Origin of the sequence: Plantibacter sp. ME-Dv--P-095, from assembly GCF_030209365.1 — a bacterium.
GTDB lineage: Bacteria > Actinomycetota > Actinomycetes > Actinomycetales > Microbacteriaceae > Plantibacter.
Genome location: NZ_JARVSB010000003.1, coordinates 233,238 through 249,777, shown reverse-complemented (window position 1 = coordinate 249,777; position 16,540 = coordinate 233,238). Strand labels below are relative to the sequence as shown.

Below are 16,540 nucleotides of genomic sequence, written 5' to 3'. Positions count from 1 at the left end.
TCGCTTCGGTGCGGGGTCCGTTCGGGAGCGATCGGCTCCCCGGGGAGTGCACACCATGGGCTACATCGACGTCAGCGATCTCAGCTACACGCTGAGCGACGGGCGGACGCTGCTGGACGAGGTGTCGTTCCGCGTCGGTGAAGGCGCGATCGCCGCGCTCATCGGGGCGAACGGTGCCGGCAAGACGACCCTTCTCCGGATCATCCGCGGCGAACTGCAGCCCGATTCCGGCGTCGTGTCCATCGACGGCGGGCTCGGGGTCATGGACCAGTTCGTCGGGCGGGGCGACGACGATCGCACGGTGCGCGACCTCCTCGTGCAGGTCGCACCGCCGCGGGTCCGGGCGGCGGCCGAGGCGGTGGACCGCGCCGAGCTCGCGCTCATGGAGGACGACGTCGAGGCCACGCAGATGGCGTACGCCACGACGCTCGCCGAGTACGCCGACGCCGGCGGCTACGACCAGGAGGTGCTCTGGGACAGCTGCAGCGAGGCCGCGCTCGGCGTCCCCTACGACCGCGCGCAGTGGCGGACGCTCGGCACGCTCTCGGGAGGCGAGCAGAAACGGCTCGTCCTCGAGGCGCTGTTCCGCGGTCCGGAACAGGTGCTGCTCCTCGACGAGCCCGACAACTCCCTCGACGTCCCGACGAAGCGTTGGCTGGAGGGCATGCTCGCCGAGACCCGCAAGACCGTCCTCCTCGTCTCCCACGACCGCGAACTCCTGGCGCAGGCCGCTACCCGGATCATCACGCTCGAGGTCGGTGCCGCGGGGAGCACGACGTGGACGCACGGCGCGAGCTTCCGCAGCTATCACGAGGCCCGCGAGGCACGGCTCGACCGGCTGGACGAGCTCCGCCGACGCTGGGACGAGGATCGCGTGAAGCTGCGCGCACTCGTCCTGCGGCTCCGCGAGCAGGCCAAGTTCAACGACTCGATGGCCTCCCGTTACCGGGCCGCGCAGACCCGACTCGCGAAGTTCGAGGAGGTCGGTCCGCCGGAGGAGCGCCCGAAGGACCAGCAGGTCACGATGCGACTGCGCGGCGCCCGCACCGGCCGACGTGCGCTCGTGTGCTCCTCGCTCGAACTCACCGGACTCATGCAGCCCTTCGACGCGGAGATCTGGTTCGGCGAGCGCATCGGCGTGCTGGGGTCGAACGGTTCGGGCAAGTCCCATTTCCTCCGGCTGCTCGCCGGCGGTGGGACCGATCCGGATCCGGGCGCGGGTCATCTGGCGGCGGCCGGTGGCACCCTCGAGCCGGTGCTGCACCACGGTGTCGCGAAGCTGGGCGCCCGCGTGCAGCCGGGGTGGTTCGCGCAGTCGCATCGGCATCCGGAACTCCTCGGCCGGACGCTGCTCGACATCCTGCATCGGGGTGATGAGCACCGGACGGGCCTGCCGCGCGAGGCCGCCAGCCGGGTGCTCGACCGCTACGGCCTCGCCGCCGCCGCGGAGCAGTCGTTCGAGTCACTCTCCGGTGGCCAGCAGGCACGACTGCAGATCCTGCTCCTCGAGCTGTCGGGCGCGACGCTGCTCCTCCTCGACGAACCGACCGACAACCTCGACCTCGTCTCGGCGGAGGCGCTCGAGCAGGGGTTGGAAGGGTTCGAGGGCACCGTGATCGCCGTGACCCACGATCGCTGGTTCGCGAGGGGCTTCGACCGGTTCCTCGTCTTCGGCTCCGACGGTCGCGTCCAGACCTCCGACGAGCCCGTCTGGGAGGAGACGCGGGTCGACCGCGCCCGATAGCCCGTGGCTCGTGCAGGACACCCCCTGCACGAGTCGCGGGGTTGGTCAACCCACCGTCGTCCCAGGGTGCGTTGCCTACGCTTACCAGGACGAACCGATCCCGGAGGTGATGGTCCTGCAGTACAGCATCGCCATCGGGCGCGCTTCATACGACATCGATCCTGCCGTCGACGTGCAGGAGCTCATGACCGAGATCGAATCCGCCGTCCAGGCGGGCGGCCGCTTCGTGCGGGTTCCGCTCACCTCCGACCGCACGGTCAACGTCCTCGTCAGCCCGGGCCTCCTCATCAGCGTCGAGTCGTTCGCGCATCGGGCGCTCGAGATCGTGCCGTCCCTCGAAGCCGAGCCGCTGTCGGGTCTCGACGAATACGACGAGTTCGACGAGTTCTGAGTCGGCGCGAGCCGGCGGTCAGGACCCGAGCGTCGTGCTCGGATACTCGCCGAAGCGGTTCGTGTACGAGGCGGAGAACCGTCCGAGATGGGCGAAGCCCCACCGCTGCGCGATCTCGGCGACGGTGGCACGACCGGGATCGGACCTGCGGAGTTCCTCCTGCACGCGGTCGAGCCGCACCCGTCGCAGGTAGTCGATCGCGGTGATGTCGTGTTCGCGGCGGAACGCCGCCTGCAGGCTCCGTTGGCTCATCCCGACCGCCTCGGCCACGTCCTCGGTGCGGATGGGCAGGTGCGCGTTGGCGATCATGTACTCGACGGCGGCGCGGGTCTTCCCGCCCGACGGCAGCCCGATCTCGACCGGTGCGTGCAGCGCGGTGTGCGGGAACGTCTCCAAGAGGGCGATCGCGGCAGCACGGTTCGCCTCCGCACGGAGGAGCGCCGGGCTGGCGTCGTCGTACACGACGCTCGCGACGGTGGTGACCGAGGCCGCCCAGCGTCGGAGCTGCTCGCCGCTCGGTCGCGCCGTCGTGTCGAACAGGATCGGCCCGCTGGTGCCCTCGACCTCCCCCGCGACCCGTTCCAGGAACGACCCGTCGAAGTGCATGAGGTTCTGGCGGTAGTCGGTGAAGTCGAACTCGGCGAGCCGATCGTTCGCGAACATCGCCGGCCGACCGTACTCGAGCTTGACCGGTGCGCCGGCGAGATCGGTCGCACCCTGCCCGGCCGTCAGCCACGACACGATGTACTCGCCCTGGGTGAGCACCGTCCCGGTGACGCGACCGGCGAACTGGGTGGCGCGCAGCGTCAGCTCGTCATCGCCGATCGCCGTGTACCGGAAGGTGAAGGCGGATGCCGTGGGTTCGATGACCATCTCGCCGGCGTTGTACGCGTCGGAGAACAGGTCTCGAGCCTCATCGACATCTCGACCTGCGACCTCGGACCGCTCAGCGGGCCCACCGTGTTCGCTCATCGTTCATAGAATCTCACGCCGATCTCGAACTGTCACCTTCAACGGAACGTTCGGGGGCAGAGCAGTCCACAGCTTGTCAGGCGGTCCCTTGCAGGAAGCCGTGTTCGGCCCCGAGGACACCGGTCAGCGCGGACGACGCCATCGGCGCGAAGCGTGGCAGCATCGTCGTCTCGTGCACGGCGGTCGGGCGCTCCGACCAGATCGTCAGCACCGTCAACCCACCCTCGGCGCGGAGTGACCAGGCGACGATGTATCTCGTCAGGACGCGGACGGTGTCGCCGCCGACATCGAGTGCGATGGCGGACCGGCTGAGGGACAGACCACCCGCGACGTCGGCGCCGGAGTGGGAGGTCTCGAAGACGACGTCGGTGCGGTCGAGCAGTCGCCCGACGGTGCGCGCATCGTCCAACTCAAAGAAGTCGGGCGCGCCAGGGATCGAGATCGGCATGGTCCCACCCCCAACTGGTGTGTCATGGACGCCCGACGGCCGGAGCTCGTCGTGGCGGTGTTCGATCCGCGGTCGCGGAGCCGCGTGCCTAGGCTGCGGACTCGACGCGCTTGGTGGCGCCGGCGGCCGGCTCGGGGACGACGCGCATGCCCTTCGCGCTGTTGGCCTGCTCGAGGAGCGCGGCGAGCCATTCCCGGTTGAGCTCCGGTGCACGGCTGCCGTAGAAGGAGAACTGGAGGGGGATCATCGGGTTCAGCCACAGCGACTGACGACCCGTCCCACGACCGGGGACGGCTTCGAGGTGGAAGGCGAAGCTCTCGTTGCGGCGGAACTTCGTGAAGATCACCGTCTGCAGGTGCGCGAGGAGCCGGTCTTCGATCTCGTGCGGAGTCGGAGGGGTTCCGTAGAGGAGGTTTCCCATGAGCGCGCCATCCCTTCTGTTTCGGGACCGAGGTGATTCCCGGTGCCGGGGATAACGCTAGATGTTCTAGTAATCCCGCGCTCGGAACTATCCGAATTGCGCCAGGGGCATTCGGATAGCCGTCCGCCGCTCAGCCGACACCTAGCTGCCGAAGGCCCAGGCCTCGCGGTCTCCGCGCAGTCTGGCGGCGAGCGCCGTCGCCTGTTCATCGGTGAGTGAGGCGACGTAGTCGAGGATGCCGCGGGCCCGGCCGAGGCGTCCGAGGGCGCTCGGGTCGGCCAGTGGGCGTCCGGTCTCCGGGTCGTCGGGCAGCCAGTCCGGGTTGTCGGCTCGCAGGCGGAAGTAGCCGTCGGTGGCCAGTTCGACGAAGTCGAGGAGCTTCTGCGGGGCACGCGGGCCGTCGCGGGGATCGTCGAGCCAGCGGTCGAGTTCACTGACGAGGACGTCGAGGACGCGCGACTGTCCTCGCTGATAGGTGGCGAAGTCGGGTCGGTCGATGACGAAGCGCGTGTGGACGAACTTGAGCACGGTGACGTCGTGCCAGGCCTCGGGCAGGAGCGCCACGTGACCGGAGCGCACGTTGGGCTCCTCGACGACGAGGACGGACCGTTGCAGGCGGCCGATCCAGGAGGAGACGAACGACTCGATGGCGCGCTCGGTGCGGCTCGAACCGTCGAAGGGGACGGCGAGGAGCCCCTCGACGAGTTCGGTCGCGACCCGCTGCACGGAGGCGCGGAAGTGCTCGTCGCTCGCGATCCACGGATCGCGGGAGACGATCCGCCGTCGCAACAGTTCGAGCGAGTGGCCGGGTGCCCGGTTCCACAGCTCGTCGGCGTCGAGTGCTGCGAGGGCGCGCTGATCCCGGAGGAAGGTGCGGAACTCGACGGCGACGGCCGCCTGCTGGAGCACGCCGGCCCGGTAGAAGTCGTCGAGGTCGTGCAGGGAGTAGGCGATGTCGTCGGCGACGTCCATCACGGAGCACTCGACGGTCTGCTGCCAGGGCGCGATAGCCGTGAACGCGCCGCGGGCGTCGAGCATGTCGTCGAGGTCGAGTGTGTACGCGGAGAACTTCGGTGGCGCCGTCTCCCAGCGACTCGCGGTCGAGCCGCGCGGCATGCGCGTGGGGTCCGCCGGGTCGAGGTCGGGGCGGTGGACGGTGCGGCCCCACGGGTACTTGAGCACGGCGGCGCGGGAGGCGGCGGTGAGGTTGAGGCCCTCCTTCACCGTCTCGCACACGTCGAGTGCGGAGAGGATGCGGAACGACTGCGCGTTGCCCTCGAAGCCCTCGGCGAGCCCGAGGCGCTCCCGTGCGAGGCGGTCGAGGACCTGCTCGCCGAGGTGGCCGAACGGCGGGTGGCCGAGGTCGTGGGCGCTGGCGGCTGCCTGCACGACGACGGGGTCGCAGCCGCCGAGGCGCTCGACGATCGCGGCCTGCGCCGGGTCCGTCGTCGTCAGTTGCATCGCGATGGCCCGGGCGACGGCGGTGACCTTGATCGAGTGCGTGAGCCGGTTGTGCACCACCTGGCCGACGCCGGACGGCGACACGACCTGCGTGACGGCCGACAGCCGGGCGAAGTACGGGGAGAAGCGGATCCGTTCGAGGTCGACCCGGTACTCCGGGTACTCCTCGCCGGTCGCGAACCGGTCCACGGGCTCGGGGATGAGGCGCCGTCGCCGCTGGTCGTCGTCCATCTTCTCACCCTATTGCGCACTCGGTGGAAGACTGCAGGGATGCATCCGATCGATCGTCTCCGTGCCGAGGTCGCCGCCCACGAGTCGAACGCCTGGGCGCGCGAACTCGGGTGGGAGCCGCTCGTCGTCGCCTCCCCCGAGGCGCGGGTGCTCATCATCAGTCAGGCGCCGGGACGGCTGGCGCAGGAGTCCGGCATCCCCTGGAACGACCCGAGCGGTGTCCTGCTCCGCTCATGGATGGGTGTGACGCCCGAGGAGTTCTACGACCCGGCGAACGTGGCGATCGTGCCGATGGACTTCTACTTCCCGGGCAAGGGGACGAGTGGCGACCTGCCGCCGCGCCGCGACTTCGCCGCTCGCTGGCATCCGCGCATCCTCGAGCAGCTGACCGAGGTGCGCCTCACAATCCTCATCGGCGCCTACGCGCAGCGCGCCTACCTCGGTCCGCGGGCCGGGCGCACCCTCACGGAGAACGTCCGGGCGGCGGAGTCGCACCTCCCGTTCTTCCCGATCGTGCACCCGTCGCCGCTCGCACGCGGCTGGCGTACGAAGAACCCCTGGTTCCAGGAGGAGACGGTGCCGCTGCTCTCCGCGCAGGTGCGGAAGGCGCTCGCGGGGTGAGGCGGCATAGGCTGACGAGGATGCCGGGACGCCGGCGTCCGACCGACTGACGAGGGGTGAGCCGTGAGCGACGACCAGCACGCGGGCGACGACGTGCGGCCGACCGTTCAACCGCCGTCGGGGTCGAGCTCCGGCGAGACGCCTGCCAAGCCGGATGATGCTTCCTGGCTCACCGAGCAGGAGGGACCGGTCACCGGCCGGGCGGCCGGCATCGGCATCACCCTGCTCCTGTTCGCGCTGCTGGTGGTGAGCTGGTTCGTCCAACTGTCGTTCGCCCTGCAGGGCGAGTTCGGGCCGTCCGAGGACCGACTGAGCGGTGGCGGGATGCTCGGCGGGTTCATCCTCGGCGCGGTGATCGCGATCGCTCCGCCCGTCGTCACGCTCGTCCTCCAGGCGAAGGTCCACAAGCGGACGCCTCGGTACTCGATCATCGCCGCCATCGGCGCGATCTCCGTGCTCGTCATCGCTGTGCCGGTCAACGCCGTGGTCGTGGGCCTCCAAGCCGTCAGCCTCGCAAGCGGCCGGTAGCCGGCACGCGCCCCGCCGTCGCTTACGCTCCTCACATGTCGATCGCCAGCAGACGGAGCCTCGCGAGCGGAACGGCGGTCGCCCTCGTCCTCGCCCTGGTCGCCTGCACGCCGACCGGCTCCCCCTTTGAGCGGGAGACGGTCATCGACCTCCTGGAGCACGATTGGCAGCACGTGCCCGGCATCGTCGCAGACGGCGATGAGCTGCGGGTGACCGCGACGGGACGGACCATCGTCGAACAGGACGGCGGTGGAGGCCAACCGAACCCGCCGGTCAATCTCGCGGGCGTGCACCTCGATGCCCCGGACGACTTCACCCTCAGGACGTCGTTCACGGACGTGACCGCGGACGCCACCCTGGCCGTCCTCGCCCGCCCACCCGTCATCGCCGACGAATTCCTGATCCAGCCCGCGGGGCTCACGCTCACGCTCAGCGGCGACGATCTCCGGATCGCGGTCTTCGACGGCTCCGCACCGGAGGACGTGACCGACCCTGCGCCGGTGGAGGACGAGGAGGTGACGCTCGCCGATCCCGAGGCGGAACTCTCCGTGCATCGTTCCGGCGACCGACTCGAGATCGCGAGCGACGGGGAGACGCTGTCCTCGTTCCCGCTCGGCGGTGTCTTCGACTCCGGCGGACTCTGGTTGGGGTTCTCGAGCGAGGAGGGGTCCTTCACGGTCGGTTCGCTGACCGCCACGGCGCCGGCCGGTGCCTCACTGGCCACCGCAGGTCCTGTCGCGGGCGAGGCGGAACGATCTCCTGAAGGTTTGCAGGCGCTCGCCTCCCGCGCTCGACCGGGCTTCCTGATCGGCGCGGCGGCGGCGCTCGGTCCGCTCGTCTCGGACGCGGCGTACGCGGAGAACCTCGCGGGGAACGTCGGCCTCATCACCCCGGAGAACGCGATGAAGCCGCAAGCACTCTCCCCCAGGCAGGGTGAGTACCACTTCGAGGAGGCGGACGCGCTCCTCGACCTCGCTGCGAGCAAGGGAATCGCAGTGCACGGCCACACCATCGCGTTCACCGAGGCGATGCCCGGCTGGATGCGCGACCTGCCCGCCGACTCCGAGTCGCAGCGTCAGGCGAGCGCCGCGGTCCTGCTCGACTACGTGCACACCGTGGTCTCGCACTTCCGCGGCCGGCTCGATTCGCTCGACGTCGTGAACGAACCGTTCGACGTCGATCAGGGCACGAGCTTGCAGGAGAACGTCTGGTACCGCGTCTTCGGTCCGTCGTATCCGGTGGTGGTCTCGACCGCGGTCTACGACGCGGACCCGGACGTCGAGCAGTTCATCAACGAGAACGGCGCCGATGTGCCGGGTCCCCGCCAGGACGCTCTGCTGCAGCTCGCCCTCCGCACGAACGCGCAGGGTGGCCATATCGACGGCGTCGGCCTGCAAGCCCACGTCTACGACCTCGCCACCGACGCGCTCTCAGCGGAGGACCTCGCGACGACGTTCGACACCTTCGCGGCTGCGGGACTGACCGTCCGCATCTCGGAGAACGACGTCCCGGACGACGAGGGTGAGGACGTCCAGGCGGAGCAGTACGCCACCGTCCTCGCGGCGTGCCTCGGCTCGGACGCCTGCGTGTCGTACACGAGCTGGGGCGTGGACGACGCCTACGACTGGTTCATCGACGACGACGGCGCTCTGCAGCAGGGCCACGACCTCCTGTTCGACGACGGCGAGCCGACGCCCGCCTACGACGCGCTGCAGCGGGTCCTCGCGGGCTGAGGAGCGAACCGCTATCGGGCATCATGACGGAAAGCGGCCCGGCTCGGGGCAATGAACGCCGCGACGCGTGCTACTCGCCGAGCTCCCAGAGTTCGATGGGGAGCCCCTCCGGGTCGTGTAGACGGACGAACCGGCCGTAGTCCGACTCCCATTCGGTCCGACGCTCGACGTCGATCCCGGCGCCTTCCAGCTGCGCAATCAGAGCGTCCAAGCCTGTGACGCGGAGGTTGAGCATGAACGGCTGGTCGTCATCGAAGTACTCGCTCGTTGTCGAGAACGGAGCAAAGACGGTCGCGCCGGCCTCCTGCATCCAGACGGCACCTTCGCCCTCGGCGCCGGCTTCGATGCCGAGATGCTCTCGGTACCACGCCGCGCGCGCTGATGGATCACGACTGCGGAAGAACAACCCGCCGATGCCGACCACTCCCATGCAGTGAGTGTATCGATGCGCCCGCTCCACGAAGGAGTCATCAGGTGGCAGAACACACACCGTCCCGGGCTCAGAGCTCGGAGCTCATCGGGTTGGCGCTCCTCGTCCCGTTCGGCTTGTGGCTCGGGTATCGAGGCGTGAAGGGGCTGCGTCGCTCAGCCTCCCGAGCCGACGGCCAGGCGGCCGACCGCTCGTGCGGACGGCCGCCCGGTCACGCCGGGGTGGCCGGAGACGGATCGATCGATCCGTCGGGCTAGGCGCTGCGGTCGTTCGTCGCGAGCCAGCTCGTGATGGCGTCGGCGACGAGGTCGAGGTCGGATTCGAGGAGGAAGTGTCCGCCGTCGACGAGTTCGACGCGAGCGTGCGGGGCGTCGCGCGTGAACGCCGTGGCGCCGCCGGCGGCGAAGATCTCGTCGTTCCGTCCCCAGATCGCGAGCACCGGCACCTGCGAGGTGCGGAGCCACTCGTGCACCGCCGGGTACAGCTCGCGGTTGGTCGTGTAGTCGCGGAACAGCGCCAGCTGCACGTCGTCCTGGCCCGGTCGGGCGAGGAGCGCGAGGTCGTGCTCCCAGGCGTCGGGGTCGACGGTCGTCGGATCCGGCACACCGTGGGTGTACTGCCATTCGACGGCTTCCCGGCCGAGGGCGGGACGGAGTGCGTCGCGCGTCTCGGTGGTGCGTTCGGCGGCGTCGGCCCAGATCGGGTCCCAGAACCCGGGCACGAAGCCCTCTTCGTAGGCGTTGCCGTTCTGGGAGATGACGCCGACGACGGCAGCGGGGTCGGCGAGCGCCAGGCGCCAGCCGACCGGCGCGCCGTAGTCCTGCACGTAGATCGTGTACTGCGTCACGCCGATGGTCGAGAGGAACCGGCCGGTCACGCCGGCGAGGGCCGCGAAGGTGTACTCGAACTCGTCGACCGAGGGGGCGGCGGAGCGACCGAAGCCGATGTGGTCCGGAGCGATGACGCGGTAGCGGTCGGCCAGGGCGGGGATGAGGTGGCGGAACATGTGGGAGCTGCTCGGGTACCCGTGCAGGAGCAGGAGCACCGGAGCATCGGCCGGACCGGCTTCCCGGTAGAAGACGTCGAGCCCATCGACGGAGACGGTGCGGTGGTGGACGGTGACCATTGCTAACCCCTTTAGATTGTTTTACTGGTTAGCCAGACGGTAGCATGGATTCATGGCGCCACACGGCGCGAGAACGGAGAACGATGCTTCGCGACGAGGAGCTGCTGCTGAACGTGCTGAACAGCGCGCCGGTCATCGAGGGTGCCCCGACGGACCGTCTCGAGGGTGCAGCCGGGCGAGACCTCGCGCGCAGCTGGGGTGGCACCGGGTCCGCGGACGAGGTGGCCCGCCTTCGGCGTGCGAGGCAGGCGCTCCAGGCCGTCGTCCGCGGCGAGGACGGCGGGGCGACCCGAGAGCTCGCAGGCATCCTCGGGGATGCGGTTCGGACGCCGCGCGTCACGCCCGGCGGCGTGGTCTGGGAGCTGCAGGTCCCCGAAGACGACCGCCTCGTGGCGGGCGTCGTGTTGGCGTGGTCGAGCGTCGTCGCGGAGTTCCCCGGGCGCCTTCGCCCGTGCGCGAACGACGAATGCAGCCTGTTCCTCGTCGACCACAGTCGCCCCGGCACCGCGAAGTGGTGCTCGATGGCGGTCTGCGGCAACCGGATGAAGGCGCGCACCCACGCGCGACGCGCTCAGAACTGAACGCTTGACTCTGACACCGTGTGAGGAGGGAGAACTGAGACATGTTGTCCATCGGAGCGTTCGCGCAGATCGGCCAGGTGACCCATCGGATGCTCCGGCATTGGGACACCGCTGGCCTGCTCGTGCCTGCCCATGTGGATGAGTCCAGCGGCTACCGCTCGTACGATCCTTCGCAGTTGGAACGACTGCACCGGATCGTGGCGCTTCGCCATCTCGGCTTCGGTCTCGAAGACATCGCCCTGATCCTCGACCAAGGGGTGGATGCCGCGCGCATCGCCCGGTTGTTGCAGGTGCGTCGAGCCGAGGTCGAACGCGAGCACCGCATCGCGGCCGCACGACTCATCGATGTGGAACGGCGGCTCCACCTCATCGAAAGAAAGCATCACATGTCGGAGATCGAGATCATCGAGAAGCCCCTGCCCGCCGTTCGCCTGGCCGCCCGTCGTGGCGTCGTCCCCTCACAGCCGGACATCGCGGACTTCGTCGGTCCCTCGTTCGACGCGGTCGCGTCCATCATCGGCGACGAGAGCGGTTCGCTGACCACGCCGATCGCGCAGTACCACGCGAGCGAGGACGGCACCGAGGTCGTCGTCGGCTACGCCTACAACGGCGCGCCCCGCGAGGGCTTCGAGATCATCACGTTGCCGGCCGAGAGCCTGGCGATCTGTGGCATCCACCTCGGGTCGATGGACCGCATCGCCGAGAGCTGGCAGTCCATCCACGCTGAGATCCTCGCCCGGGGCTTCGTGCCGGCGGGGCCGTGCCGCGAGCTCTACGTGCGGGCGGTGTCGGAGGATCAGTCCGACTGGGTCACCGAACTGCAGCAGCCGATCGCTGCGGCACCCGCGTCCTGACCTCGAGCGGAAAGCGGCGGGATGAGGTCGATCCCGGCACCCTCCGCTCCGTCGGTGTGGAGCTGGACGAGTCCGACCGCGTCGTCGTCGACCAGGACGAGGAAGCACTCGACATCGGGAAGTCGTGCGCCAAGGTACTTGGCGCGGATGAGCTCGTCGGACAGCCGTCCCGGTCCTCCCCAACCATGGAAGGAAGGATCATCGAACAGATGACGCAGTGCGTCGAAATCGTCCTCGGATGTGGGTTGCAGCCTCATCGAAGACAGTCTGCCCGGGTGGTCGGCGGGCGTCTATGTCAGCGATCGATGAGGGCAGCTGGTCAGAACCCGAACGTGAGGAGCGCTGACCTGTGCCCCTCGCGCAGGGCGTCCAATGCAAGCCGCTCGTGAGCGGGCAGGTCGACCGGCAGATCGTCGAGGCGGAACCACGCCAGTTCTGCGCACTTGATCGGTTCTCGGATCAGTGGTTCGCCACCCCAGACGTCGCAGACGAAGAACCAGTCGACGCGCTGTTCCAGCGGGTTCTCCGTACCATCGGTGCGCTGCATGACAGCCACGGCCGAGAGCGCCTCGAGTGCCACCTCGACGCCGAGCTCTTCCCTCGCCTCACGGATTGCGGCAGACGCCGCAGTTTCACCGAGCTCGACATGACCGGCGGCACCCGCTGACCAACAATCGTCCATGTACCCGGTGTTCTGCCGTCGCTGCAGCAGGACTGATCGATCGCGGCGCAGGAAGACATACGACGCGGGAACAGTGGAGAAGTGGCTCATGACTAGTCACACCATATGCCGCTGACCGGAGCACGAACCGTTCAGGAAGATGCCGAAGGTGTCCGAAGCCATGACCCAACGCTAGGCGCCGATGCGCTCCGACGCACCCGGCAGCATGGTCGGAGCGGTCGCTCAGGTCGCGCGGCCCGGCCGAGCGCCCGGAACGGCCGAGGCCAGGGCGATGGCTCGGATCACCACGGCGAGGGTCTCGCAGGCACGAGCCGTCGTCATCGATCCGGACATGGCGTTCCGGGCGAGGGCATCGCCCGCGCCGACGATGGCGCTCAACGGCGCCGGGTCGAGCGGGCCGGTGAAGGGCTCCAGCGCCTCACGACAGATCTCGAGGTATGCCAGCTCCGCCTCCGACCGGAGCGCATTCAACGTCGCCGAGCCGCTGAGTGCCGACACCACGGCCGCGAGCTCGATCCCCTCGGCGATGCAGCAGCCGATGTAGGCCTCTGCGACCAGGGCCGACACCGCGGCGAGATCGCGCGGCGCCTGGGCGAGCGCCTCCAGCAGGGCGTCCCGCTGGTGGGCCTCGAACGAACGGTAGGCCTCCGACAGCAGACCCGAGCGGTCGCCGAAGTGGTCGTAGGCCACCGGCTTCGTCACCCCCGCACGCGCGGCCACCCGCGCCAGTGTGACGTCGTCCATGTCATGCGTGCGGACGAGATCGCGGAAGGCGTCGAGCAACTGGGCATGACGGTCGTCCCAGGAGAGACGACGCCTCGTGGTCGACGCGCCATCGTTCGAGGTGGATTCCATCCCTCGATACTACCTACCTACGGTAACTTACTAGTGGTAGGTTGATCGACAACGGAAGGACCACCCATGACGTCACCGACCACCCCAGCCACCGCCGCGAGCGAAGAACCGCTGCCGCGGGTCTTCATCTTCGGGATCTCGGGCCGGGTCGGTCGGCTCCTCGCGAGCCGCCTCCGCACGCGAGGGATGACTGTCTCGGGCCTCACGAGGTCGACGCAGCAGGCCGAAGCCCTCCATGCCGACGGCGTGACGACGGTCTCGGGCGAACTCGCTCACGTCGGCACGGAGGAGATCGCGGCGATGGTCTCGGGCTTCGACGTCGTCGTCTTCGCCGCCGGCTCGAACGCCGGGCACCCGGACGTGACAGACGACATCGACGACGCCGCCCTCGCCCGCGTGTCGGAGGCGCTCAGCGGCACGCAGACGCGCCTGATCCTGCTCTCCGTCCTGCCCGAAGCGTGGCGCGAGCGATCACTGAGCGACGAGGAGGAGCACTATTTCGCGGTCAAGAAGCGCGCCGAGGTGGCGCTCACCCGCGAACCGATCGACTGGATCATCCTGCGACCATCCCTGCTGACCGACGACCCGGGTCGAGGGACGGTCGCCCTGGGGCCGGCCGAACTCCACGACGAGATCACCCGCGACGACGTGGCGGCCGTCCTCGAAGCGCTCGTCCTCGAGCCGACCATCAGCCGACGGATCCTCGAACTGAACGAAGGGCCGACCGCCGTCACCGAGGCGGTCGGCCGCATCGCACGCTCCTACCAGGCGTAGGCCTCCGGCGCCTGGCCGCCCGGGCCGGGGAACAGCTCGTCGAGGGCGGTGAGGTCGTCCGCGCTGAGCTCGATGTCGACCGCGGCGACCGCGGACTCCAGCTGCTCGACCGTGCGCGGTCCGATGATCGGGCCGGTCACCCCGGGCTGGTGCAGGAGCCACGCGAGCCCGAGCGACGCCGAGGACCACCCACGCTCGGCGGCGAACCGGTCGTACTGTTCGAGCTGGTCCTGCTGCTTGGCGCGAGCCTCCGTGATGCGGGCCTCGCCGGATCGTGCACCCTTGTCGGACGAGCCACCGCTCAGCAGACCACCGGACAGCGGCGACCAGGGCAGGATGCCGAGGCCGTAGTGCTGCGCCGCGGGGATGACCTCGAGTTCAATGGAGCGCTGCGCGAGGTTGTAGAGCGACTGCTCGCTGACGAGACCGAGGAAGTGCCGCTGCTGCGCGACCTCGTTCGCCTGCGCGATGTTCCACGCGGCGAAGTTCGAGCTGCCCGTGTAGACGACCTCGCCGCGCGCGACGAGCACCTCCATCGCCTGCCACAGCTCCTGCCACGAGATGTGCCGGTCGATGTGGTGGAACTGGTAGAGGTCGATCCGGTCGGTCTGCAGGCGCTCGAGGGAACCGATGGCCTCCCGGCGCACCTGCCACGCCGACGCACCGCGGGCGTTCACGACGTCCGAGCCGTCGTCGTTCGGGGCGACCATCGGCGAGTGGACCTTCGTGGCGAGGACGATGTCGTCGCGCACGCCCGGCCGGGCCGCGAACCATCGGCCGATGATCTCCTCCGTCGCCCCACGGCCCGCGCTGCCGCCGTAGGCGTTGGCGGTGTCGAAGAAGTTGACGCCGAGCTCGAGCGCCCGGTCCATGATCGCGAACGAGTCCTCCTCGCTCGTGCGGTCACCGAAGTTCATGGTGCCGAGCACGATCCGGGAGACCGACGTCCCCGTGCGTCCGAGGTGCGTGTACTTCATGGGTGAGCCCTTCTCATCGTCGAACGGGGCCGCTGACCGGCGCCGCGACGAGTGTCGCACCGACGCCGGCCGCCGTACACCGGCTCGACAGCCCGACCCGGACCGGCTACAGCGCTATCCGGCATCCGACGGGTAGCGTGGGCGGATGCTCAGCCTCACCGACGTCTGGCCGCTGTTCGGCCTCGAGATCCGCACGCCCCGCCTCGTGCTGCGCCAGGTCCGCGACGAGGACCTCCCCGGCCTCGTGGACGCCGCCCTAGACGGCATCCACGACCCGGACGTCATGCCGTTCTCCACGCCCTGGACCGACCAGCCGCGCGAGCAGCTCATGCGTGAGACCGCCAAGCACCTCTGGACGCAGCGGGCCGGCGTGACCCCGGCGTCCTGGACGCTCAACCTCGCGATCCTCCTCGACGGCGTGCCGATCGGCCTGCAGGACGTCGGTGCCCGCGACTTCGCCGTCACCCGCTCAGTCGGCAGTGGTTCCTGGCTCACGCAGTCGCAACAGGGCAAGGGACTCGGCGTCGAGATGCGGGCGGGCATGCTCCAGTTCGCGTTCGACCACCTCGACGCGCACGTCGCAGTGTCCGACGCGGCCGTCTGGAACGGTGCCTCGCTCGGCGTCTCGCGTCGACTCGGCTACCGCGACAACGGTGTGCTCCGCTTCGTCGGGCGTCCGGGCGAGCTCGTCGAGTCGCAGGGCCTCCGGGTGACCCGCGAGGAGTTCGTGCGCCCCGATTGGACCGCGACGGTCACCGGTCTGGAGGCGGCACGGCCGATGCTCCTCGGCGAGGACTGATCGCCCTCCGCGAACGTCGGGGCCCTGCGGCGGGTGCATCTATCCAACAGATGTACGTTTGAAGGACTGTCGCTGATGCGACGGGCACGGTGTCCGCCGGAGCGACAGGCTCCTGGAAAGGTCACACCATGAATCGCTTCTCCGACCGCGTCGTCCTCATCACCGGCGGTGGCTCCGGCCTCGGACGTGCAGCAGCCGTCCGACTCGCAGCAGAAGGCGCCAAGCTCTCCCTCGTTGACATCTCCGAGGCCGGCCTCGCCGCGACCGTCGAGGCCGTCACCCAGGCGACCCCCGACGCCGAGGTCATCACGACGATCGCCGACGTCTCGAAGGAGGAGGACGTCGACCGCTACGTCACCGAGACGACGTCGCGCTTCGGCCGCATCGACGGCTTCTTCAACAACGCCGGCATCGAGGGCAAGCAGAACCTCACCGAGGACTTCACCGCTGCCGAGTTCGACAAGGTCGTGTCCATCAACCTGCGCGGCGTCTTCCTCGGACTCGAGAAAGTGTTGAAGGTCATGCGCGAGCAGGGTTCCGGCATGGTCGTCAACACGGCGAGCGTCGGCGGCATCCGCGGCATCGGCAACCAGTCCGGCTATGCGGCTGCGAAGCACGGCGTCGTCGGTCTCACGCGCAACTCCGCGATCGAGTACGGCCAGTACGGCATCCGCATCAACGCCATCGCCCCCGGCGCGATCTGGACGCCGATGGTCGAGAACTCGATGAAGCAGCTCAACGCCGACGACCCGCGCGGCGCTGCCGAGGAGTTCATCCAGACGAACCCCACCAAGCGGTACGGCGAAGCCCCCGAGATCGCCTCGGTCGTGGCCTTCCTGCTGAGCGACGACGCGAGCTACGTCAACGCCACGGTGGTCCCTATCGACGGCGGTCAGTCCTACAAGTACTGAC

21 protein-coding genes are annotated in these 16,540 nt (G+C 69.3%); 11 read left to right on the top strand and 10 right to left on the bottom strand.

Annotated elements, in window-relative coordinates; translation table 11 throughout:
• Positions 1–55 precede the first annotated feature (55 nt).
• Complete coding sequence (locus tag QRN26_RS03750) at positions 56–1,744, top strand: ABC-F family ATP-binding cassette domain-containing protein (RefSeq protein WP_056780330.1); 1,689 nt, start codon at positions 56–58, stop codon at positions 1,742–1,744.
• A 106-nt stretch (positions 1,745–1,850) separates the two neighbouring features.
• Positions 1,851–2,135, top strand: a complete 285-nt coding sequence (locus QRN26_RS03745; RefSeq protein ID WP_285035315.1) for a hypothetical protein — start codon at positions 1,851–1,853, stop codon at positions 2,133–2,135.
• 18 nt (positions 2,136–2,153) lie between these two features.
• Here the strand turns inward: QRN26_RS03745 and QRN26_RS03740 are convergent, their stop codons facing one another.
• From QRN26_RS03740 to QRN26_RS03725, 4 genes are all read right to left on the bottom strand, one after another.
• Positions 2,154–3,107, bottom strand: a complete 954-nt coding sequence (locus tag QRN26_RS03740) for a helix-turn-helix transcriptional regulator (protein WP_056010038.1) — start codon at positions 3,105–3,107, stop codon at positions 2,154–2,156.
• Between the two features lie 76 nt (positions 3,108–3,183).
• Entirely contained in the window at positions 3,184–3,555 is a 372-nt protein-coding gene (locus QRN26_RS03735; RefSeq protein ID WP_056010040.1) for a hypothetical protein, read from the bottom strand.
• 88 nt (positions 3,556–3,643) lie between these two features.
• Positions 3,644–3,976, bottom strand: a complete 333-nt coding sequence (locus QRN26_RS03730; RefSeq protein WP_056010042.1) for a DUF7882 family protein — start codon at positions 3,974–3,976, stop codon at positions 3,644–3,646.
• 141 nt (positions 3,977–4,117) lie between these two features.
• Positions 4,118–5,668, bottom strand: a complete 1,551-nt coding sequence (locus QRN26_RS03725) for a deoxyguanosinetriphosphate triphosphohydrolase family protein (RefSeq protein ID WP_285035314.1) — start codon at positions 5,666–5,668, stop codon at positions 4,118–4,120.
• 39 nt (positions 5,669–5,707) lie between these two features.
• Between QRN26_RS03725 and QRN26_RS03720 the strand changes: the two genes are divergently transcribed.
• The 3 genes from QRN26_RS03720 (at position 5,708) to QRN26_RS03710 (ending at position 8,550) form a co-directional block, all read left to right on the top strand.
• A complete protein-coding gene (locus QRN26_RS03720) occupies positions 5,708–6,289 on the top strand; it encodes a uracil-DNA glycosylase family protein (protein ID WP_285035312.1) in 582 nt (193 codons plus the stop codon).
• A gap of 63 nt (positions 6,290–6,352) precedes the next feature.
• Complete coding sequence (locus tag QRN26_RS03715; protein WP_285035311.1) at positions 6,353–6,817, top strand: hypothetical protein; 465 nt, start codon at positions 6,353–6,355, stop codon at positions 6,815–6,817.
• Positions 6,818–6,852: 35 nt separating this feature from the next.
• Positions 6,853–8,550 (top strand): endo-1,4-beta-xylanase, encoded by a 1,698-nt coding sequence (locus QRN26_RS03710; protein WP_285035310.1) that lies wholly within the window; start codon positions 6,853–6,855, stop codon positions 8,548–8,550.
• A gap of 70 nt (positions 8,551–8,620) precedes the next feature.
• On the opposite strand, the gene QRN26_RS03705 is transcribed toward QRN26_RS03710, so the two are convergent.
• A complete protein-coding gene (locus QRN26_RS03705) occupies positions 8,621–8,980 on the bottom strand; it encodes a VOC family protein (RefSeq protein WP_056010052.1) in 360 nt (119 codons plus the stop codon).
• A gap of 44 nt (positions 8,981–9,024) precedes the next feature.
• On the opposite strand from QRN26_RS03705, the gene QRN26_RS03700 reads away from it, so the two are divergent.
• A complete protein-coding gene (locus QRN26_RS03700; protein WP_285035309.1) occupies positions 9,025–9,237 on the top strand; it encodes a hypothetical protein in 213 nt (70 codons plus the stop codon).
• On the opposite strand, the gene QRN26_RS03695 is transcribed toward QRN26_RS03700, so the two are convergent.
• The gene (locus QRN26_RS03695) at positions 9,234–10,106 is read right to left on the bottom strand and encodes an alpha/beta fold hydrolase (protein ID WP_285035308.1); all 873 of its coding nucleotides are present in this window, start codon (positions 10,104–10,106) and stop codon (positions 9,234–9,236) included. The genes QRN26_RS03700 and QRN26_RS03695 overlap by 4 nt on opposite strands.
• 83 nt (positions 10,107–10,189) lie before the next feature.
• On the opposite strand from QRN26_RS03695, the gene QRN26_RS03690 reads away from it, so the two are divergent.
• Complete coding sequence (locus QRN26_RS03690; RefSeq protein ID WP_056780354.1) at positions 10,190–10,687, top strand: CGNR zinc finger domain-containing protein; 498 nt, start codon at positions 10,190–10,192, stop codon at positions 10,685–10,687.
• 41 nt (positions 10,688–10,728) lie between these two features.
• Positions 10,729–11,541 carry a MerR family transcriptional regulator gene (locus tag QRN26_RS03685; RefSeq protein WP_285035305.1) on the top strand — a complete coding sequence of 271 codons (813 nt, stop codon included), beginning with the start codon at positions 10,729–10,731 and terminating at the stop codon, positions 11,539–11,541.
• Here the strand turns inward: QRN26_RS03685 and QRN26_RS03680 are convergent.
• The 3 genes from QRN26_RS03680 to QRN26_RS03670 form a co-directional block, all read right to left on the bottom strand.
• Positions 11,484–11,798, bottom strand: a complete 315-nt coding sequence (locus tag QRN26_RS03680; RefSeq protein WP_285035304.1) for a GNAT family protein — start codon at positions 11,796–11,798, stop codon at positions 11,484–11,486. The two genes, QRN26_RS03685 and QRN26_RS03680, sit on opposite strands and share 58 nt — an antisense overlap.
• A gap of 62 nt (positions 11,799–11,860) precedes the next feature.
• Positions 11,861–12,313 carry an NUDIX hydrolase gene (locus QRN26_RS03675; protein ID WP_285035302.1) on the bottom strand — a complete coding sequence of 151 codons (453 nt, stop codon included), beginning with the start codon at positions 12,311–12,313 and terminating at the stop codon, positions 11,861–11,863.
• Between the two features lie 132 nt (positions 12,314–12,445).
• Entirely contained in the window at positions 12,446–13,078 is a 633-nt protein-coding gene (locus QRN26_RS03670; protein ID WP_285035301.1) for a TetR/AcrR family transcriptional regulator, read from the bottom strand.
• Between the two features lie 66 nt (positions 13,079–13,144).
• Between QRN26_RS03670 and QRN26_RS03665 the strand changes: the two genes are divergently transcribed.
• A complete protein-coding gene (locus QRN26_RS03665) occupies positions 13,145–13,852 on the top strand; it encodes an NAD(P)H-binding protein (protein WP_285035300.1) in 708 nt (235 codons plus the stop codon).
• Here QRN26_RS03665 and QRN26_RS03660 read toward each other — a convergent pair.
• Positions 13,840–14,829 (bottom strand): aldo/keto reductase, encoded by a 990-nt coding sequence (locus QRN26_RS03660; RefSeq protein WP_285035299.1) that lies wholly within the window; start codon positions 14,827–14,829, stop codon positions 13,840–13,842. The two genes, QRN26_RS03665 and QRN26_RS03660, sit on opposite strands and share 13 nt — an antisense overlap.
• Positions 14,830–14,974: 145 nt before the next feature.
• On the opposite strand from QRN26_RS03660, the gene QRN26_RS03655 reads away from it, so the two are divergent.
• Together QRN26_RS03655 and QRN26_RS03650 are read left to right on the top strand one after the other, a co-directional pair.
• Positions 14,975–15,628, top strand: coding sequence for a GNAT family N-acetyltransferase (locus tag QRN26_RS03655; RefSeq protein WP_285035298.1), 654 nt, complete (start codon positions 14,975–14,977; stop codon positions 15,626–15,628).
• Between the two features lie 128 nt (positions 15,629–15,756).
• The gene (locus tag QRN26_RS03650; RefSeq protein ID WP_285035297.1) at positions 15,757–16,539 is read left to right on the top strand and encodes a glucose 1-dehydrogenase; all 783 of its coding nucleotides are present in this window, start codon (positions 15,757–15,759) and stop codon (positions 16,537–16,539) included.
• Position 16,540: the final 1 nt, after the last annotated feature.